The sequence below is a fragment of the Pollutimonas bauzanensis genome (genome assembly GCF_900129885.1).
GTDB lineage: Bacteria > Pseudomonadota > Gammaproteobacteria > Burkholderiales > Burkholderiaceae_B > Pollutimonas > Pollutimonas bauzanensis.
Genome location: NZ_FQXE01000012.1, coordinates 154,579 through 173,760 on the forward strand (window position 1 = coordinate 154,579; position 19,182 = coordinate 173,760).

18 protein-coding genes, 1 tRNA gene and 1 pseudogene are annotated in these 19,182 nt (G+C 60.7%); 6 read left to right on the forward strand and 14 right to left on the reverse strand.

The window, feature by feature from the left end; translation table 11 throughout:
- The first annotated feature begins 39 nt into the window (after positions 1–39).
- The 4 genes from BUB23_RS19615 (at position 40) to BUB23_RS27085 (ending at position 1,832) form a co-directional block, all read left to right on the forward strand.
- Positions 40–585, forward strand: coding sequence for a ferritin-like domain-containing protein (locus BUB23_RS19615; RefSeq protein WP_073106532.1), 546 nt, complete (start codon positions 40–42; stop codon positions 583–585).
- A 149-nt stretch (positions 586–734) separates the two neighbouring features.
- A tRNA-Asn gene (locus tag BUB23_RS19620) sits at positions 735–810 on the forward strand.
- A gap of 175 nt (positions 811–985) precedes the next feature.
- Positions 986–1,177 carry a hypothetical protein gene (locus BUB23_RS26825; protein ID WP_143161052.1) on the forward strand — a complete coding sequence of 64 codons (192 nt, stop codon included), beginning with the start codon at positions 986–988 and terminating at the stop codon, positions 1,175–1,177.
- Positions 1,178–1,463: 286 nt separating this feature from the next.
- Complete coding sequence (locus BUB23_RS27085) at positions 1,464–1,832, forward strand: hypothetical protein (protein WP_178372355.1); 369 nt, start codon at positions 1,464–1,466, stop codon at positions 1,830–1,832.
- Positions 1,833–1,850: 18 nt separating this feature from the next.
- Here BUB23_RS27085 and BUB23_RS27705 read toward each other — a convergent pair.
- From BUB23_RS27705 to BUB23_RS19635, 3 genes and pseudogenes are all read right to left on the reverse strand, one after another.
- Positions 1,851–2,051: pseudogene (locus BUB23_RS27705) on the reverse strand (terminase); the annotation flags it as partial.
- 60 nt (positions 2,052–2,111) lie between these two features.
- Positions 2,112–2,906 (reverse strand): alpha/beta fold hydrolase, encoded by a 795-nt coding sequence (locus BUB23_RS19630; RefSeq protein ID WP_073106535.1) that lies wholly within the window; start codon positions 2,904–2,906, stop codon positions 2,112–2,114.
- Between the two features lie 118 nt (positions 2,907–3,024).
- Positions 3,025–3,372: an RNA polymerase sigma factor gene (locus BUB23_RS19635; protein ID WP_073106538.1), complete on the reverse strand. Its 348-nt coding sequence runs from the start codon at positions 3,370–3,372 to the stop codon at positions 3,025–3,027.
- Between the two features lie 242 nt (positions 3,373–3,614).
- Here BUB23_RS19635 and BUB23_RS19640 point away from each other — a divergent pair, with 242 nt between their 5' ends.
- Entirely contained in the window at positions 3,615–3,893 is a 279-nt protein-coding gene (locus tag BUB23_RS19640) for a type II toxin-antitoxin system RelE/ParE family toxin (protein ID WP_073106541.1), read from the forward strand.
- A gap of 9 nt (positions 3,894–3,902) precedes the next feature.
- A complete protein-coding gene (locus BUB23_RS19645; RefSeq protein ID WP_143161053.1) occupies positions 3,903–4,196 on the forward strand; it encodes a HigA family addiction module antitoxin in 294 nt (97 codons plus the stop codon).
- A 55-nt stretch (positions 4,197–4,251) separates the two neighbouring features.
- Here BUB23_RS19645 and BUB23_RS26830 read toward each other — a convergent pair whose 3' ends face one another.
- The 11 genes from BUB23_RS26830 to BUB23_RS19695 form a co-directional block, all read right to left on the reverse strand.
- Entirely contained in the window at positions 4,252–4,410 is a 159-nt protein-coding gene (locus BUB23_RS26830; RefSeq protein WP_143161054.1) for a ribbon-helix-helix protein, CopG family, read from the reverse strand.
- A 120-nt stretch (positions 4,411–4,530) separates the two neighbouring features.
- Entirely contained in the window at positions 4,531–5,925 is a 1,395-nt protein-coding gene (locus BUB23_RS19650; RefSeq protein ID WP_073106544.1) for an efflux transporter outer membrane subunit, read from the reverse strand.
- A 2-nt stretch (positions 5,926–5,927) separates the two neighbouring features.
- Positions 5,928–7,937, reverse strand: coding sequence for an ABC transporter permease (locus BUB23_RS19655; RefSeq protein WP_073106547.1), 2,010 nt, complete (start codon positions 7,935–7,937; stop codon positions 5,928–5,930).
- On the reverse strand, positions 7,931–9,106 hold the full coding sequence (locus tag BUB23_RS19660) for an efflux RND transporter periplasmic adaptor subunit (protein ID WP_073106550.1): 1,176 nt from the start codon (positions 9,104–9,106) through the stop codon (positions 7,931–7,933). Before BUB23_RS19660 ends, BUB23_RS19655 begins: the two co-directional genes overlap by 7 nt.
- A gap of 199 nt (positions 9,107–9,305) precedes the next feature.
- Positions 9,306–12,002 carry a TonB-dependent siderophore receptor gene (locus BUB23_RS19665; protein ID WP_143161055.1) on the reverse strand — a complete coding sequence of 899 codons (2,697 nt, stop codon included), beginning with the start codon at positions 12,000–12,002 and terminating at the stop codon, positions 9,306–9,308.
- A gap of 20 nt (positions 12,003–12,022) precedes the next feature.
- The gene (locus BUB23_RS19670; RefSeq protein ID WP_073106556.1) at positions 12,023–13,015 is read right to left on the reverse strand and encodes a FecR family protein; all 993 of its coding nucleotides are present in this window, start codon (positions 13,013–13,015) and stop codon (positions 12,023–12,025) included.
- 86 nt (positions 13,016–13,101) lie between these two features.
- Positions 13,102–13,608 carry an RNA polymerase sigma factor gene (locus BUB23_RS19675; RefSeq protein ID WP_073106559.1) on the reverse strand — a complete coding sequence of 169 codons (507 nt, stop codon included), beginning with the start codon at positions 13,606–13,608 and terminating at the stop codon, positions 13,102–13,104.
- 141 nt (positions 13,609–13,749) lie between these two features.
- Positions 13,750–16,080, reverse strand: coding sequence for a TonB-dependent receptor (locus BUB23_RS19680; protein ID WP_245801327.1), 2,331 nt, complete (start codon positions 16,078–16,080; stop codon positions 13,750–13,752).
- A 378-nt stretch (positions 16,081–16,458) separates the two neighbouring features.
- Complete coding sequence (locus BUB23_RS19685; RefSeq protein WP_073106562.1) at positions 16,459–17,454, reverse strand: FecR family protein; 996 nt, start codon at positions 17,452–17,454, stop codon at positions 16,459–16,461.
- Between the two features lie 90 nt (positions 17,455–17,544).
- Positions 17,545–18,051 carry a sigma-70 family RNA polymerase sigma factor gene (locus BUB23_RS19690; protein ID WP_073106565.1) on the reverse strand — a complete coding sequence of 169 codons (507 nt, stop codon included), beginning with the start codon at positions 18,049–18,051 and terminating at the stop codon, positions 17,545–17,547.
- A 220-nt stretch (positions 18,052–18,271) separates the two neighbouring features.
- Positions 18,272–19,182, reverse strand: a 911-nt coding sequence (locus BUB23_RS19695) for an Rpn family recombination-promoting nuclease/putative transposase (RefSeq protein ID WP_073106660.1), incomplete at its 5' end; no start/stop codon positions are given.

The window sequence follows — 19,182 nt, forward strand, 5'->3', positions numbered from 1 at the left end:
CCGATCCGGCCAGCGTTTTTCAACGGAAAAGGGATATCTATGAAATCAAGCAATGCTACAGCCGCCAGCAACCATGGCCCCATCGACGTCGCCGCGATCCGCAGCGCCGCCAGGAACCTGGACAGCGGCGCCGTGCCCTCGGGCTATCAGGGCAACCGCGAAGAAATCATTGAAATGCTCAATGCCGCGCTGGCAACCGAGCTCGTCTGTGCGCTGCGCTACAAGCGCCACTATTACACGGCCACCGGCCTGGTCAATGAACCGATCAAGGCCGAATTCCTGCAGCACGCGCAGGAAGAAGAGGACCACGCCGGCCGCATCGCGGAACGCATCGTGCAGTTGAACGGCGACCCCGACTTCAACCCCGCCACCATCACCGACCGCAGCCATGCCGAATATGACGAATGCAGCGACATAAAAGGCATGATCAGGGCCAATCTCATCGCCGAACGCGTCGCCATCGAGTCCTATCGCCAGATGATAGAACGCATCGGCGACACCGACCCCACCACCAAGCACATGCTGATCGACATCATGGCCGTCGAAGAAGAACACGCCGACGACATGAAAGACCTGCTGGACTAAAGCCCTTTCCCCGCGGAGAAGCGGCGCCGCCTGCGCGCCCAAGCGCACATAGAGCGCCGTATCCGGCGCTGCAGAGCGCTTGGGCTCATGTTTGAGCTCCTCAACTTGCGAGAATCGAAAATTCTATGCTATAGTTTCGCTTCTTTAATTCCCCGATAGCTCAGTCGGTAGAGCGACGGACTGTTAATCCGCAGGTCACTGGTTCGAACCCAGTTCGGGGAGCCAAGAATACCAAGGGCCTACGTGAAAATGTAGGCCCTTTTCTTTTGACAGTATGTGCCGCGATATGTGACGCTGGCGCCTATCCAGTACTATAGAAAAACGAGCCCGCCCTAACCGGTGGGCTTTTTTACGCCCGCTTTATGGTAAATGCACTGTTCATTAATACAGTATTTTAGCCATGCAACATTTACCGCTTGCGACAGCGCAATTGCGTGTTATCCAGAATCGCAACATCGTCAACGCTGACGTCATGACGCTGCTGCGAGAAATCAGGCGCTTCCACCGCGTCCTGAACAACTGCTGGCAAGTGCTCGACCGGATGCCACCCGAGCCGCCCAATAGCCGCTCAACCTATTTATCGGACTCGTGAGCCGTGCGTGATGGAGCAGCGGGCCGCCTACGAGCGCATAACTCCGGCGCCGTCGCGGCTACCGCGCGACGGGCTTAATTGATCGCATGAACTATAAGCAGCGCCTAATGACAAATGACTCCGGCGGGAATCGAATCTATTTTTTTGGGGGAATTTATGGGATAATTTTTTGTAGATAGGGCCAATATATTCCCGCTAATTCCTTATCCGTGTCACGCTTTCTGTCACGGAACTAATTCCGCGTGCCGAACGGTGCACCCAATCCGCCCCAGAAAGGACAACAGACGTGTATTCACCGCCACCAACAAAGCAAGAAGTAGTCGCAGCCCTTGATGCCCTGAAAAATATCGCTCGCCCAGAGGGGGACAATGAAGGGGAACCTATCAACTCTCCCAATGTATACCCGCTCCTAACCCCCGAAGATCAGGATTTAGTTGACGACGCAGAGAGGATTGCAAAAGAGTATTTACGCAGACCGGGCGACCATGGGGATGAGCCAAACGCGCGCGCTATTACAGAGCTCCGTAAGGCTGGGTTTAACACATCGCTTAATCCAGACCAATACGATCAGGACATACTGGTCGGCGAGGTAGAAATTAGCGATGAGGTAGTACTAGATGTAGGTGACCGTACTCACCAAAGCAATGACAATTAGAAGGTGAGGCAGTCGACAAAACATATCCCTTATCTGCGGGTACGTCGGGGCGAAGTAGCCAGCGTCAACCTTAGGCCATTCCCAAGCACGCTGACACAGCGCGCCGCCGCCTACCCAAGTCTTCCCGGACCCGAAACCGGCGACAGATGCCCTGAACTTATGCGGCAGCGCAAGGAATCCAGCCTGAGGCCGGTTCAGTGTTGGGTTGATCGTCGTCACGGATACGTGAGACAGCAGGGCCGCTAAATACCGGCTACCCAGCAGGAGGGGGCGATAAAACTACCCTGTGGACTCAATGAAATTCAATACCATCTGAACGAATTCATCAGGGCGCTCAAAAGGCGCTAAATGCCCACAATCTAACTCCGCATAACGAGCACCAGGAATAGCGGCTGCCAATGCGCGAGAATGCTCAACGGGAACCATCTGATCCTGCATACACCCGATGACCAACGTTGGCCTATTTATTCTCTGTGCCTGCGCGCTGACATCTAGCCGACTATCAAGATCGATCTGACGCGCTATGCCGTCCCACCGATTGGCGGTACAGATGGCCTCAACCCATTCGCCGATCTGCTGCTCATTGAGTTGCGAGAGGAAGGCGGGGCTGAACCCTGTTAGAAGGATAAGCTGCGCAAACGCGCGCGGGTCGAAACGAATCAATTCCAGCCACAGCTCGGACTGCAGCTTGAGCCTGGGGTCGTTGCCTGAAGCGAAGCCTGCCAGCAGCACGAGTGATCTCACCATCTCCGGGTATTGGGCGGCAATATGTATGGCGACGCTGGCCCCAAGCGAGTAACCGACCAAGTCAAAAGGCACGGCACCCGATGCCTTGGCCGCCACTACGATTTGTTCTGCAAGTATCTCGACAGACAGTACCTTGTGGTCATCGCGAGTTTCACCCGAGCCGGAATAATCCACTCGTACGACAGTCCGATGCGGCGTTAAGTGGTCAATCAGATGATCCCAATTGCTATGTAAATTACCGCCGGTGCCAGATACCAGGATCAACCCTTGGCCGCTGCCATCAATGCGAAATGACACCGTCGCATCTGAGATGTCAATATGCTTCATTGCGCCGATTCCTTCGGTTTAACGGGAGAATTCGACCTTTTACCCGAACACCAGCGCAAAGGTCAACCAAAAATCGCTACGCCAGAAATGCAAAAAGCCCAAGCGGGTCAGGCTCGGGCTAGTCGTCATCACGCACGCGCTCCCTGACATGTTGAGTGGCGCGAGCAATGTAACGCTCGACGCTGCCCGGCGACAACTTCAGATGACGGGCGATGTCGACCTGAGTCCATCCTTCGATACGGTTGAGTACGAAAGCGCGCCGGCAGTTCAGCGGCAGCTTTTCCAACGCGGCCACCAGAGCCTCTCTCAATTGCTCAGCCGAGGCCCCGGCGTCCGCTCCGCACGCCACGGGATGAGCGTCCTCGGGCACGTCGTCCCAGGCGATATGTTGATACCGGCTTTCCCGCCGCCACATGTCAATGGCGCGATGCTGGGCGGCCCGGTACAGGAAGTTGCGCGCATGCACGCCTGCATGAACTCGCTATAGTGCGCGAGCCAGCCTTTGCGGGACGGCGGTTGGTGAGGCATGGCGGCGGATCAATTCATCACGGCTTATGCTGCCAAACGGAAGACAGGCTGCTAAAGTGCCGAACAACACCAGCGCTCACACCTGGAAACTGCCGCCATGACTACGGCCTGGGCATATGGCGATCGCATCGCGCGGACATCAAAAATATTCTTGCCGCTCGTAACGCGAAGGGTTACAATGTGATTAGAACCTTCATCCATAAAGGGCTTGAAAAATTTCACGAAACAGGCAGCTTGGCCGGCATTCAACCGCAACATGCCAGGCGTCTGCGCTTGATTCTCGCCTTGCTTGGGCAAGCCCGCGTGATCGGAGACGTGTATGCTCCGGGACTACGCCTGCATCCACTGCAAGGCAATCTGAAAGATTTCTGGTCACTTACTGTGCAGGCGAACTGGCGCATTATTTTCCGATTCGAGGATGGCGATGTGCACGCCGTGGACTACGTCGATTATCACTGAGGAAACATCATGAATACGATGTTCAACCCCCCACATCCTGGCGAATTGCTCCGGGAGCTATGGCTCCAGCCTCTCGGGCTGTCGATTACGGACGCCGCAAAGCACCTGAAGGTATCGCGCAAAACGCTCTCGGAGATCGTCAACGGAAAAGCATCCATATCGTCCGAAATGGCTGTGCGCCTGGAGCTGGCCTTCGGCAAGAGCGCCCAAAGCTGGCTTGGGCATCAGTCCGAATATGATCTATGGCAACTGGAACCGAAACGCCATGATCTTGGCATTGAGCGGATCAAGATGGCTGCTTGAGACAAGGAGCAAAGCGCTGTCTGGCCTGGCGAGCTCAAGATGCACGGCTCTCTCTTCAAGTGCGACCATTCAGCCGATCGATAATAGCAAGGGCTTTCTTTCCATGGGTGCTCATTTCTTCGATCAGTTTGTTGACACTCAGCCCAGGCATGCGCGCCAATATTCTAAAACGCTGGACGGTATCCTCCGGCAAACGTATCGTCAATGTGCTCATGGCAGACTCTCCAGGCATTGAGCGGAGTCAATGCCCGCAATTCCTTCCAGACAATCGCTGTCATGCATGACAGCATATATAACGTCAAAAGCGCGGGTGGCCTGACGGCCGGCGTTCATATCAGTTGTCTTCATCTATCTTCCAGCCTCCTCCCAAGGCACGGTACAAATCGACAGCGCTTTGCAGGTGCAAGGCTTTCAACTGCGCCGCCATGTCCTGGGCCGCGTAGAGCGTTCGCTGGGTGTCGAGCAGCGTCAGCAGGGTCTCGGCACCCGCGCGATAGCGGGATTCTGCCAGCGTCAAAGCCAACTGCGCCTGGGTCAGCTCCTCGGATTGAGCCTCTAGCTGTGCTTGAACACCGTGCATTTGTGCCAACGCCATCTGCACATCCGAAAAAGCCATCACGATGGACTGGCGGTAATCAGCCAGCAACTCCTCGCGCCGGGCCTGAGCCAGGTCGTGCCCTGCCGCCAGCCTGCCAGAATTGAAGATGGGCGCGGCTAGTCCCGCTGCCAGCGAATACAGGGGATAGGCAAAGAGGCGGCCCAGGCGATCGCTATTGGCACCCGCATAAGCTGCAAAGGTAAGACTGGGCAGCATGGCCGCCCGCGCGACGAGCACATCGGCGTCGGCCGACGCCAGTTGCGCTTCGGCGCGGGCAATGTCGGGACGGCGCAGCAACAGTCCGGATGGCACGCCCGCATCGATGGCCGGAGCGCGGATCGACGCCAATGTCGGCGTGTCGACCATAACTTCATTCGCCTGTCCCGTCAGGTGAGCCAAAGCGATGCGCGCCTGGTTCGTCTGCTGGCGCAGCGCGGCCAGACTGCGTCGCTGGCTCGCGACCATGGTGCGTTGTTGAGCCACGGCCAGCTGCGTGGCCGATCCGGCCTCGTACTGCGACTGCACCAGCGCCAGCAGGTGCCCGGCACTGTGCAGGTTGTGTTCGGCAATAGCCGCACGCTCACCCAGCGCCACGGCTTGCACCCAGGCACTGGCCGCGCCGGCTGTCACCGTCAGGAGTACGGTATCGCGATCGAAACGAGTGGCTGCCAGGGTATGGACGGCGCTATCGCGCGCGGCGCGGTTACGCCCCCAGAAGTCCACCTCGTAGCTGGCGCTCAAGCCCGCTGCGTAAAGGGTGCCATCCACGTCGGCATGCCCGCCCAGTCTGGCTTGCCGCCCAGCCTCCAGCCCGGCCGAGACCTCGGGCAAGAGTGCCGCCCCCGCGATACGCGCACTGGCCCGGGCCTGGCGCACGCGCGCTGTGGCGCCGGCAATGTCCTGGCTCTGCGCCAGGGCCTGTATCACGAAGGCATCCAGCTCGGCGTTGCCAAAGCCGCGCCACCAGTCGGCGCTTAAGCTGTCCTGCGATGAAGTCCCGGCAACACTGTCGGGCTGAGTCCATTGCGCCGGCAAGTCGGGCGGCTGGGCATCCAATGCCGGAGACGTGGCGCAGCCCGCCAACATCAAGGCACCCACCATCGCGAACAGATGTCGATGAGAGTTTTGCATACTCACTCCCCCGCCAGCGCCACGACCGGATCCAGCCGGGCGGCGGTGCGTGCCGGCATGAAACCGAACAGCACACCGGTGACCACTGCGCAAGCGAACGCCCCGGCCATGGCTGTGACCGAGAACACCAGCGGGACCTCGGCAGCGATCAATGCCGCGCCAATCAATAAGCCCAGGATCAGCCCCAGTGCGCCGCCCACGACGGTGAGCAGCATGGCCTCGGTCAGAAACTGGCGCAGGATGTCGCGCTGGCGCGCGCCGGTGGCCATGCGAATGCCGATCTCTCGGGTGCGCTCCTTGACCGTCATCAGCATGACATTCATGACGCCGATGCCGCCCACCAGCAGCGACACGGCGGCGATCAGTCCCAGCATCATGGTCATGCTGCGCCGGGTGGCCGCTTCGGCCTGCAGGCGCGCGGCCGCATTGCCGATCCCGAAGTCCTCGCGCCCGCCGTGACGCGTCAGCAGCAACTGGCGCACGGCCTCTTCGGCGGCCAACACGCTACCGGAGGACGCCGCCTCCATCACCACATAATCCGGCTGGGCCTGCGCCTGATAGACTCTGGCGCGGCCCGTGCGATAGGGAATGAACACCATGTCGTCGTAGTTCTGAGCGCCGGAATCCGCACCGCGCTCGGCCATCACGCCTATCACTTCGAAAGGCGCGCTGCCGATCAGCAATTGCTCGCCCACGGGATCGGCTGCGCCAAAGAAGTGCGCGCGCGCCTTGGCGCCCAGCACCACGAGCGGCGCCAGGTCGCGGTCTTCGGCGTCCGTATAAAAACGCCCCTGTCCCACCGACCAGTGGTGGATGCTCGGCATGTCCTCATCGGCCGCGAAGACATAGACCTCGCGGCTGGCGTTGCCGTAGCGCAGCGTCAGCGGATCGCCGATCACGGGCATGACCCGGCGGATGTCGGGCAGCTCCCCGATGGCGGCCAGGTCTTCCTCGGTGAGCATGCCCGGCGGTCCGCCGGTGGGCGGTGCGCGGCTGCCCATGTACATGATGGTCGTGCCCAGCGCTCCCATCTGGCTCATCACGCGCTGGCGCGCGCCTTCGCCGATGGCGAGCATGACAATGACCGAGGCCACGCCGATGATGATGCCAAGCAAAGTCAGGAAGGTGCGCGAGCGATTGATACGCATGCCGCGCCAGGCGGTGCGCAGTGCTTCCTGCAGCTCGGCCAAGCCGGCGCCCGGATCGCTGTGCGCGGCATTCATATTCAGTGCCGGCAAGGCGCGTGTGCGAGACTCATCCGCGCCACCGGCAACTTCCGGATCCGCCTTCTGCGTATCGCCCACAATACGCCCGTCGTGAATCTCGATGACGCGCCTGGCCTGTTCGGCCACCTGCCTGTCATGGGTAATCAGGATAACGGTATGCCCAACATCGGCCAGCTCGTGGAACAAAGCCATGACCTCGGCGCCGCTTTGGCTATCCAGCGCGCCAGTCGGTTCGTCGGCCAGAATGATGCGGCCGCCGTTCATCAGCGCCCGAGCGATCGACACCCGCTGCTGCTGGCCGCCCGAGAGCTGGCGGGGCCGGTTGTTCTGACGCTCCGAAAGCCCCAGCCGTGCCAGAAGGACGGCAGCGCGCTCGGCACGCACATCAGTCGATGTTCCGGCATAGATGGCTGGCACTTCCACGTTTTCGCGCGCGGATTCAGTCGCGATCAAGTGATAACCCTGAAACACGAAACCGAACGCCTCGCGGCGCAGCCACGCCAATGCATCAGCGTCCAATGTAGACACGTCCCGGCCACTGAAGCGATAGGCGCCGCTGCTGGCACGGTCCAGGCAGCCCAGAATATGCATCAGCGTGGACTTGCCCGAGCCGGACTGCCCCATGATGGCAACGAACTCGCCTGCCCGAACGCTCAGATCAATCCCATGCAGGACCTCAACGGCAGGCACCCCGTCCTTGCCGCCATATTGCTTGCGGATGCCGCGCAATTCGATAAGAGGGACGGGATCGGGCTCGCTTTGCAAGGATGCCGCGGCTCCTACCATTGCAGCCAGCTCCAGCCTCGCTCGACGGGATGCTCGGCCGTGATCAGGCGCTCGCCTTCGGCCAGACCTTCCAGGACCTCGCCTTGGTGGCGGCTGCGCACACCCAGGCGAACAGGGCGGCTCTGCGCCTGGCCGCCCGCATTCAGCACTCGCGCCCGGTATTGCCCATCCACCCTTTGCAATGCAGATAGCGGCACGGCGACGGCCTGCTCAACCTCTGCCGTGATAAAGGCCACCTGCGCCGTCATCTGCGGCATCAGCTCGCCATCGGCGTTGTCGACATCGAACAGCACCGTGTAGACCACCGCCTTCGTTGCCGCTGGCGCCGCACTGCCCTCGGACACTGGCACCACGGGCGGAGTCGGCAATACTTGACGCACCGTGCTTTCCCAGCGGCGCGGCGCGTCATCACCGCCGCCCAGAGTCGTAAAAAATACCGGCATCCCCGCCTTGACCCGACTTACATCGGCTTCAGAGACTTCAGTCCAGACGGTCATGCCCGACAGGTCGGCGATACGCAGGATATTCGGCGTCTGATAGGTCGCGTTCAGCGTCTGCCCCGCGCGAGCATCGACCGATACCACCGTGCCCGCCATGGATGCGTAAATGCGGGTATAGCCCAGCCTCGCCTCTTCGGCCCGCTGGCTGGCCCGGGTCTGATCGATCTGGGCATTCAGCTGCGCAATGCGCGCAACCGCGTAGGCCAATTCGGCTTGGGCAGCCTGCACATCTTCTTCCCGGGTAGAGCCGTCTTTCGTCATGCGCTGCTGGCGGGCATGCTTCAATCGCGCCAGCTTGTGCGCGGCCTGCTGTTCAGCCAATTGCGCACGCAGGCCCGCTATGGCAGCGCGGCCTGCATCGACCACCGCCTGCTGCACGCTGGGGTCGATCTCCACCAGCAATTGGCCCTGCTCGACCACATCACCCGGCTGAACCGCCAGGCGCGTGATCTGGCCGGAAACTTGTGCGCCGACATCCACGTAGCGGCGCGGCTGCAGCGTCCCAATGGCATTGACCCTGGCCTGGATATCAGAACGGAAAACCGCCACAGTATCGTAGCGAGGGCTGCCTGGCCCTTGCGACCACAGCAACGCTGCGGCGAGCGCCACCAGGCCAACGGCCAGCATCCCTATGCGCCCATGCCGGCGCTTCAGCAAACTATGAGACATGGTGAATAGGGATGGTCTTGAGGGTCTTGCCGCTGGCAAGCAAGAGCGCCGCAGCGGCCAATGAGGCAAGATGAAGTCCAGACTCGATGAAAGGAGACATTGAAAATTCGATGGGGGGAAAAATGGAATAAGGTGATGAGCCGGCTAGTGCCATTCAAAAGCTTCCCCTGATGCAGCGGCCAGGGGAAAGCCGCAAGCGCTACATCCGATATTCCGCGCGCAGCATGGCGTTCAGCGGCGCGCCGTAACGCACTCCGCTACCATCCCATGATGCGCCCAATGCCGTGCGATAACGCCGGTCGAACAGGTTATCGACGTTCAAAACGAGATTGAAGTTCTGATTTACGCGATAGCCGGCCATCAACCCGACCACCGCATATCCGCCCTGACGCGCCTGGAAGGCGCCATCATCCACAAATACCGCGCTTTGCATGTACACCGAGCCGCCGAAATTCCAGCGATTCCAGTCCCCGGCGGGTCGATAGTTGGTGAACACCTTGAACAGGTGGCGCGGCACCTCGTCGCTGATGCGTTTGCCCACCCGCGCCGGGTTGCTGTCCTTGGTATAGCGGGCGGCATTGTAGGTGTAGCCGCCACCCACCTGCCACGCAGGCGTCAGTGCGCCGCTGATCTCAACGTCGATACCCTTGCTTTCGACTTCGCCAGCCGCGCGCGAGCACGATATGGGTCCGCCTGCCGGGCAGTTTTCGTCGTCCGCGACCGCGCGGTTGCGCTGCTTGATCTGATATAGCGCCAGGCTGGTGTTCAGTGCACCGTCAAAGTACTCGCCCTTGATACCGACTTCCAGGTTGGTGCCAGTCATCGGGTCGAGCTGCGCGCCGTTGAAATCCACCGCGCCTTGCGGCTGGAAAACCTGCGCATAGCTGGCATAAACGGAATGCCAGTCGTCCAGATCCTGCACGATGCCGGCATAAGGAGTGAACTCGGCATTTTGGCGCACGGCTTCGCCCCATTCGCGCTGGCCGAAGTACCACCCCGTGCCCTGCTGTTCGTACCATCCCAGGCGCGCACCCAGGATCAGCTTGGTGGAATCGGTGAGGCTGAATCGCGTGGTGCCAAATATGCCGGTATTCTTGGAGCGGTTGTCCCACATCATGGGGTCGCTGCTTGGCGTAAGGCCGGAACCAGGCGACATGCGCGGATTGAAATTGTAGGGATCGACTATGTAAGAGCTGCCGTCATCGTCCCAGGGATTGGCCGCCTTTGAGAGTTCGTTGCGGTAGGTTGCGCCAACGACAATCTCGTGTTCGCGACCCAATAGCTGGAAGGGGCCAGTCAGGGTCGCTTCCACATTGGTCTGGCGCGTGCTGTAGTCCCAGCCGGTGCTGCTGAAGCTGAAATGATCCGGATCGCCCGAGATGCGGCTGAAAAAGGGATAGACCGAGTCCGACTCGCCCGTGGTGTACATGGCGCTTACCTTAGACTTCCAACCGTTGCCAAAATCGTGATTCAAGTCTGCGAAATAAGTAGCGGTTTCACGCTGCTGCGATGACCATGCCTGGCCCCAGAAGGCGCTGCGCGACAAATCGAAGGGAGTCCCGTCCAGATGCGCGGGCGTGCCGGCGTGGATGCCGTCCACGCGATAGCGTTGATACGAAGCGCCCAGGCCTAGCGTAGTGCGCTCGCCAAGGTCGAATTCCATTACCCCGTACAGGCTGCGGTTGGTGCTGCGCGAAACGTCGACGAAACCGTTCTCGTTCTGGTAATTGGCCACTAGCCGGCCGCGCACATTGTCCGTGGGCCCGACTGCGCCGCCACCATCGAACATCGCTGAATAGCGGTCATGGGTACCCGCGCCAACGGAGAGGTTCAACAAAGGATCGGCGGTGGGACGCTTGCGCACCATGTTCACCGCTGCCGAGGGGCTGCCCACGCCATACAGAAGGCCGGCTGCGCCGCGCAACACCTCAACCCGATCGTACATGCTCATATCGCCGGAAATGGTGCGCATATTGAAGTTGCTGCGATCCGTGGCCTGGCCATCGATCAGGATATTGTCCACCCCAAAGCCGCGCGACTGAATGCTGACCTCCTGATCGGAAACACCATCCGGCCCAGTAACGAACATGCCGGGGGTGTAGCGCATGACATCCAGCAGCGTGTTGAGGTTGTAGTCTTCAATCTGTTGGTGTGTCACGACGCTGACCGACTGAGGCGTCTCGCGCAGGGATAAGTTTAACCTCGTGGCAGTATTGCTACTATCCGTCGTGTACGAGTTTGTACCTTCCGTCGTAGGCGAACGGCTTCCTGCAACTCTGACAGCTTCCAACTGAGCCGCCGCTGCAGGCCCGCGGGTCAAGGAAACACGTGTCCCATTGCGCCGGAATTCAACTCCGGTCCCTGCCAGCAGGCGCTGCAATGCCTGATCGGGCGTGAGCGAACCAGCAACAGCTGGCGCGTTCAACCCCTGCACCGTTTCCGGCAGATAGAAAATTTGCAATGACGCCTGCTCGCCCAGCTGAATCAGCGCGTCACTCAATGATTGGGCCTGCATGTTGATCCGCACGGGCGACTCCTGAGCGTGTACGTTGCCCGGTACGCCACCGAACGACAGTACAGCCAAAATAGTAGCCGCAACATTGCATCTGACACTCATGCCTTTGCCTGAAGTCCGCGACTTGACACCTGCTGCCCGTAAACCTTGTCTGTCCACCATGAAACCGTTCCAAAAATATTCGCGCGTAATGCGCTCGACGCCTTTGCGAAGAATGCTTGCCTGGGAATTGAATATTTGCAGGGAAAATGCAGAGCTCTGCCTATCCATCCCGTCCTGATAAAGACGCTGCCGGGCAAAATTTTCCGGAACTTTTCCTGACGATAGATTGAAACCAGATGTATCAACAAACAAAAACCGGGCGATAAAAGGCCGCGCCAATTCACTGACGTGGCCCTGAATCAGCGCGCAGTAATGACCGTGCTGCCGTCGGTGCGCCTGAGCACCGTAACCGGTGCGATCTCGGGCAAAACCTCCAGCGCCGATTCGGGCTCGTCGATTCCCAATGTTCCCGCGATACGAAGCCGGCCAAGATGCGCATCGGCAATGCGCAGCGGCTGGGATAGATACCGGTTCAATTCGTTGACCACCTGTGAAAGCGGCGAATCCCGGAAGATGAGCCGGCCGCGCTGCCATGCCGTCAATATGGCCACATCGCCCGGATGCGCGGGCTCGAGGCCCTGTCCGGTTTGGTAGTGCGCCACATACCCGGCCGCCAGTCGTTCGACCTTGCGGTTCCACCACGAACCGGCCGAGAACTCGACCGAACCACTTTCCACGGCCAGCGACACATCGTCGCCATCGCGGCGCACATTGAAACGGGTGCCGGTTACGCTGACCTGCGCCTTTCCGGCAGCGACAATGAATGGGCGCGACGGATCCGCATCGACCGCGAACAGGATTTCCCCGGCGGCCAGGGTCACGGTTCTTTTGCCGGGATAAAACGCCACGGTGGCGTGGGTATCGGTGTTCAATTCGAGGGTCGAGCCATCGGGCAAAACAAACTGCTTGCGCTCGCCCTTGGCCGAAGCAAGCCGCGCCGTGTACTCGGGCGCCGGGGCCCACCACTGCGGTCCCACCACCCCAGCCACCAAAGCCATGGCACAAGCGGCTCCCAGCCCCATCGCAAACCGGCGGCGCTGATCTATGGGTGGCCGAAGCGCTTCGGTTTGCGTCAACACAGCCCGCATACGGTCGCGCGGCAACTCGTCGGCCACGCGCCAAAGCGTTTCCAGCGACCGGTACTGGCTGTCATTCTCGGCGGATGCGGCCCGCCAAGCCTCGCACTCACGCCGCTCTTGCGGGGTCAGCGTTCCGAGGCGCGCGCGAGCGAACCAATGTGCGGCTTGATCGCGCGCGGCCTTCGCAATGTCCGAGTCGTTAAAATCCATCATGGCGCGATTCGTAATCCGATTTTTTGCGGCAGGCTAAAAACGTATCCCTTCCTTATATAGACGTCGTAGCGGTAAAAACTCCGGAATCAATCCGGCGCATAGTCTTGCAAGCGATCGTGCACGTGGCACAAGGCCCGCTTCATGTATTTTTCAACCATGCTTTGCGACAAGCCCATTTTCTTGGCGATTTCCTCTTGTGTATAGCCTTCGATTTTATTCCACAGGAATACCTGGCGGCATTTCAGCGGCAACTCCGAGAGCGCCTTTTCCAGGGCGAGCGCCAATTGCGAAACCCGGATCGCCGCGTCGTGATCGTGAAGCTGCGGGTGATCCGCTTCCGCAAGGCTATCCAAGGAAACGATTTCGTGACGGGCCTGCCGGCGGATTTCTCCGTATAGCCGATTCTGACTCGCCCGAAACAAATAGGCCCCTTGATCGAGAATACCCGCGCTATTGTTCTTGAGTATGCCGACCACGGCATCGTGGGCCGCATCCTGCGCGTCCGGCGGAGTTGTCTGCCGTTGCGTCCACGCCCCGATCAGCCCGCGATAATGCGCGAGCCAGCCTTTATCGGGTGGGGGGCGGCGAGACATGAAGGGCTTGGAAAGTGGATAGTAAAGAGCTCGCAATTATTGCAAATAGTTCTCATTACGTCAATTCCAGTGCATTCTCGATGATAAGCCCATGCGGGCAAAACTATCGCATGGGCTTATTGCAGCTCAAACACCTCGGTGCTAGAACTCGACCTCAGCCGACAGCAGGACGGTGCGCGGCGCCGCCACAGTCCCCACCGTGAGCAGCGTGCTGCTGGACAACCAGTAGCGCTCGTTGGTCACGTTCTCCACCGTGGCGCGCAAGGTGACCGGATGGCCACTGACCTTCGTGCGGTACCGCGCGCCCACGTCGTAGCGGGTCCACGACGGCAGCGTCAGGGTGTTCTCCGCGTCGTAGGGCGTCGCCGCGGTGTGGATGGCGCGCGCATTCAGGCTCAGTCCCGACACCCAGGGCAGGTCCCAGTCGGCGCCCAGGTTGAACGTGCGCTTGGGCACGCCGTTGGCATTATTGCCCTGGTTCACGCCACCGGCCGTGCGCTGCAGCTTTGCGTCATAGAAGGTGGCGCTAGCCATCAGGCGCAGGCCGCGCATGACTTCGCCAACGGCCGACAGCTCCAAGCCGCGGTTGCGCTGCTCGCCGTCGAAGCTATAGACGTTGGTGAACGGATCGGTAATGGCATTGGGCCGGTCGATCTGGAACACGGAAACGGTGGTAATGACGCGGTCCCAGTCCACTTTCACGCCTGCCTCGTACTGCTTGGACTTGTACGGTGCGAACACCTGTCCGGCATTGGCGGCGTCGACGGGCGCCGTACCGCCGCGGGTCAGGCCCGAGGTGAAGTTGCCGTACACCGAGACGTTCTCCAGTGGCCGCAAGACGATGCCAGCCAGTGGCGAGATGGCGTCTTCATCGTAGGACGAAGTGACCCCGCCTGCCGCGTTGAAATTCTCCGACTTCACTTGCTGCTGGCGCAGGCCGCCGGTGATCAGGATCCGGCCGTTGGCGAACGACAAGGTGTCGGTCAGCGAGAGGCTGGAGAGTGTGGTCTCCGAGGTCTTGGTGGGTGATTCACGGTCGCCGGTCATCGGGATCAACGGCACGGGGTTGTAGATATTGGAATCGGTCGTCTGGCTCGCGGGCGCCGACAGGAAGAAGCTGCCCGCTTCCGACTTGAGGATCGAACCCGACAGGCTCACCACGTGCTTGACCCCGAATGTATCGAAGTTCGTGCGCGCGCCGACCTCGCCAGTCTTGTTGCGCGAATAGGCGTCATACCAGGCATTGAGCACCCGGAAGTTGCCCTGCGCATCGACGGCATTGGTGGTCCGCGCCGAAGGAAAGTCCTGTTCGCTGGCGCCGTAGCGATAGCCGGCCGCGGCATAAACCATGAGACGGTCGGAAACGTCGTATTCCAGGCGCGAGGCAACCGTCGAGTCGCGCGACATCAGGTCCGCGCCGGAATAGATGGCGCGATGTCCGGAAGGCGGCGAGGGAATATTCGAGATACCCGGCCGGAATCCGTTCTGCGAGCGGAAGTTGTCGATGTTCTCGCGCTGCGAGTAGGTATCCAGCGACCACCGCAGCGTGGGCGAGCGGTAGTCCAGCGCCAGCGCGCCCAGGCCGAATTTCTGCCGGCCATTGTCCAGGCTGGTTTCGCCGTTGCGATATGCGCCGTTGAAGCGGATGCCCCATTGCTTGTCCGCGCCGAAGCGGCGGCCCATGTCCAGATGCGCTCCCAGGACCGACCTGCTTTCGTAGGTCGTGGTCAGACGGGTCAGGGGTTCATCGCCGGCGCGCTTGGTGACGATATTGATATTGCCGCCGACGCTGCCATTGGGACTGATGCCATACATCAGCGTGCCGGGGCCTTTGAGGACTTCGACACGCTCCATGAGGGCGGCCGGCATGCGGTTGGACGAGGTCAGGCCATACAGGCCGTTCAGGCCGACGTCACCGCTGGTGACATTGTAGCCGCGGATCTGGAAGTCTTCGCTGAAGCTGCCAGTGGACGTCATCATGCGCACCGATGATTCGTTGACGACCACGTCGGCCAGAGTGCGGGCCTGCTGGTCCGCAAGCATCTGCGACGTGTAGTTGGTGGTGCTGAAAGGCGTGTCCATCACATCCGCCGAACCCAGCACGCCCAGCCCGCCGCCGCTCGCGACCTGGCCGCCGGCGTAAGGCGCGGGAAGCCCGCCTTCGGCTGCGTTGCCGGTCACGGTAACGGGCGCCAACTGCGCCGTGTCGACAGAACGCCGCAGATTGATCGTATTTCCCTCGCGCGAGTATTCAATCCCTGTACCCGCCAGCAGCCTATTGAGCGCCTGTTCCGGCGTCAAGTTTCCGCTGACTGCCGGCGCCGACAGGCCCCGGACCAGGTCGGAGGTATAGAGGAACTGCAAGGATGTTTGCTGCCCCAGCTGCAGCAGCGCATTGCTTAGCGACTGCTGCGAAATATTGATTTGCACAGCGGCCTCCTGCGCCTGCGCCTGCTGCGGCATGAGAGCCATGACAAAAGGTGCCGACAGAGCCAGGGCAGTCAGTATGGCGGGTAACCGGCTCCGCACCATATGCGTTGCACGCGCCTCGCGAGTGCGGGAAATGGGGTCAATCACGAAAGTTTTCCTAATTCAATGTTTCGGTTGCGCGCAGCGCCAACCCTTGGGTACTGAGGTTCCTGAAGGCGCGGCTTATGCGTACAAACCCACCTCCTCATCAAGTACGACGAGCGAACCAAGCAAAACCCTGAATCGAAAACCCGACTATTTTGTAACAGCAATGCGTTTTGTTCTCATTGCCGTTTCTGGAACTTGCGCGCACGCGCCCCTCAACCACGCTGCGCGGATGAATAAACTGCGTTCGAAGAAAAAGTGGCTCTGACCGATCAATCAGCGCAACAAGGCGAGATCGGCGCCGCCATCGGCTCGCAGACGGACAGCGACTGGCAGCGTAGTGCGCAATGCCTGCAGAAAGGAATCCGCGTCCCTTATATTGAACACGCCCGTCATGCTCAGGCCTTTCAGCCGGCTGTCCGCCAGGCGGATGGGGGACGCCAGATAGCGATTCATCTCATGAATCACCCGTTCAAGCGGCTGCTCCTTGAAAACCACCTTGCCCTGGCGCCAGGCCGTCAATGCGGCGATATCCGTATCTTCAACGGCGGCGAGCTCCCCCGGTTGGACATGGGTGCGCTGGCTTGCCGTCAATGTCGCTGTGTGTCTGTTCCACCACTGCCCGGAGGTCACCTCGACAGAACCCGACTGCACGGCCACATCCACCTGCGCGGCATCGCGCCGCACATTGAACTGCGTGCCGGTGACTCGAACAGACGCTGGGCCGGCATCGACCAGGAAGGGCTGCCGCGCGTTGTGCGCCACGGAGAACATGACTTCGCCCTCCAGCAATTCGACGCGCCGCTGATCATCGTAGTAACGAACAACGATACGGCTACGGGTGTTCAGTTCCAGCACGGAGCCGTCGGGCAAGGTTTCCGATCGCTGCTCGCCAGCGACCGTCGCGTACTCGGCTTCGAAGGACGGACTGCCCGTCAAGGCACGCGGAAGACCGACGCCCGCCACAAGCGCCGCGGCACAGGCGGCGGCCCCGCCCGCAATCCATTGCCGCCGCGAAAGGCGGGGCCTGGAACCGCCATGCGATTGCGGCGCCTCCAGCAGCTCACGCAACTCGTCTTCGGCAATCAGGCTGGCGGCCTGCCATATCTCGTCGATTGCCCGGTATTCGTGTTCATGACGGCTGTCCGCCTCGCGCCACTGGCCGAACTGCTGCTTTTCAGCCAGAGTGAACCTGCCCGAATGCACGCGAGCGAACCAATAGGCCGCGGCTTCGCGGGGGTCGTTTGGTAAATGAGGCGTGTTGTCGTTCATGGAATCTGGGATGTAGGAAGCTGCTTGGCATCCGCGCCAATTTGCGGGCCCTTCATTGAATAAGACGTTTGAGAAGGCCAAAACCCTGAATCAATGCGAGGCATAATGTTGTAAGCGATTGCGTAAATGCCCGGCCGCCCTGATCATATATTTCTCGACCATACTGACGGAAATACCCAGGCGCTGCGCAATTTCTTCCTGTGTATAGCCTTCCAGCTTGTGCCAGAGGAACACTTGCCTGCACTTCAGCGGCAATTCGATCAAGGCCTCTTTCAGCGACGCGAGCAACTGCGCCGTGCGCGCGTGGGCATCGGGATCCGTCAGTAGCGGATGATCGGCTTCCTGCAGCTCGTCCAAAGACAACACATCCAGCACCTGATCGCGCCTATGCACATCCGTCAGGCGGTTGCGCACGCTGCGATGCAGATAGCCGCGCGGGTTCTCGATGGCAGATGCGTCCATCGCTAGCAGTTGCACAATGCTATCGTGGGCCGCGTCCTCGGCATTCTGGCGGGAGCTCGAACGCTTCGCCCATGTATTGACCAGCTCGCTGTAATGAGCGAGCCAGCCTTTCGGGGGCATAGGTGAGCGGGACATGACAAACAGGGCCGAAGGTGAACCGAATTCGACATATTAACAATGATTCTCATTACTGCCTGGCAATGAGGCGGGTTTACAACGCTATGCGCTCGGCAGCGGTTCAGCAAAGTCCGTCCCCCTATGGGTTCTTTGCTCCCGGTCCGCCCCAAGACAAAACCGCCTTCTGCCGGTTGGAGTGCCTATACAGGGAACCGGACGCCAAACAGGCCCACGGAGCTCATATACTGCCACGATCGAATACATCCTCCAGACCGGCGGCGTCCAGCACGTTCAAGGACCATGCCTCCAGTTGTTCGCCGCTGGCCTCGCGCAGGCGTTGCCGCATGGTGTCGGGAAGGGAGCCGAACTTGCGGGTCATCTGCCGTTCCAGCATGTCGGCGGCGCCTTCCTGCCTCCACTGGTAGCCCCAGTCTTTTTTTGAATGTGTTGTCAGCATGGTCGATATCTCCTGAAGATCGTCGCTGTCCGGCAGGTTTGCGGCCTGCGGCAGCGCACGGGCAAACAAGACGTGACGCACCCAGCCGCCGAAGGCGCGGCGCAGTTCACGGTATTGCGGCCGGCGCGTCAACCGCAATATAGTTTGCAGCAATTCCTGTGTTTGCTCAATCCCCTGACTGTGTTCCAGCCGGAACAGCAGGCCGGCCAGATTGTCGCCAGGCAGCCCGCCCTGCTCCACCAGCGCGCCTTCGTCCAGCACCAGATAGCGCATGTCGGGCTGGTAGGGCTGCAATACCGGTGGCGCCTCGTCCATCAGATCAGCGACCCGTGTCGGCGCGGTCCAGCGCGATTCCCCGCTGTACAGCACGATGGGCAGCACCGGCGGCAAGCGCTGCGGCGGCGGCTGCACCAAGTCGCGCATGGTGATGTCCTCGTACAGCAGCGCGCTGTAGCCCATGATGCGTATGCCCATGATCCGGTCCTGATCGGACTGGTGTTCCAGGAGGATCAGCAGATACAGCATGATGCCGTCGCGCCGCCGTACGCGCCAGACCAGATCGCCGCGCCGATCGCGCTGCCAGCCGCTGACGTAGTTGGTGGGTAGCGGCTCCAGGGTGTCCAGATCCAGCATGGCCAGCAAGGCGGGGGGCAGGATGCCCTGGAACAGGGCGCGGACCATGTGGGGGCTGC

Bases quoted from the DNA above. Each gene is read 5' to 3' on its own strand.
- BUB23_RS19615 (WP_073106532.1), top strand. From the start codon at position 40: ATGAAATCAAGCAATGCTACAGCCGCCAGCAACCATGGCCCCATCGAC.
- BUB23_RS26825 (WP_143161052.1), top strand. From the start codon at position 986: ATGCAACATTTACCGCTTGCGACAGCGCAATTGCGTGTTATCCAGAAT.
- BUB23_RS19630 (WP_073106535.1), bottom strand. From the start codon at position 2,906: ATGAAGCATATTGACATCTCAGATGCGACGGTGTCATTTCGCATTGAT.
- BUB23_RS19645 (WP_143161053.1), top strand. From the start codon at position 3,903: ATGAATACGATGTTCAACCCCCCACATCCTGGCGAATTGCTCCGGGAG.
- BUB23_RS26830 (WP_143161054.1), bottom strand. From the start codon at position 4,410: ATGAGCACATTGACGATACGTTTGCCGGAGGATACCGTCCAGCGTTTT.
- BUB23_RS19650 (WP_073106544.1), bottom strand. From the start codon at position 5,925: ATGCAAAACTCTCATCGACATCTGTTCGCGATGGTGGGTGCCTTGATG.
- BUB23_RS19655 (WP_073106547.1), bottom strand. From the start codon at position 7,937: ATGGTAGGAGCCGCGGCATCCTTGCAAAGCGAGCCCGATCCCGTCCCT.
- BUB23_RS19660 (WP_073106550.1), bottom strand. From the start codon at position 9,106: ATGTCTCATAGTTTGCTGAAGCGCCGGCATGGGCGCATAGGGATGCTG.
- BUB23_RS19670 (WP_073106556.1), bottom strand. From the start codon at position 13,015: ATGATGGATTTTAACGACTCGGACATTGCGAAGGCCGCGCGCGATCAA.
- BUB23_RS19675 (WP_073106559.1), bottom strand. From the start codon at position 13,608: ATGTCTCGCCGCCCCCCACCCGATAAAGGCTGGCTCGCGCATTATCGC.
- BUB23_RS19680 (WP_245801327.1), bottom strand. From the start codon at position 16,080: ATGGCTCTCATGCCGCAGCAGGCGCAGGCGCAGGAGGCCGCTGTGCAA.
- BUB23_RS19685 (WP_073106562.1), bottom strand. From the start codon at position 17,454: ATGAACGACAACACGCCTCATTTACCAAACGACCCCCGCGAAGCCGCG.
- BUB23_RS19690 (WP_073106565.1), bottom strand. From the start codon at position 18,051: ATGTCCCGCTCACCTATGCCCCCGAAAGGCTGGCTCGCTCATTACAGC.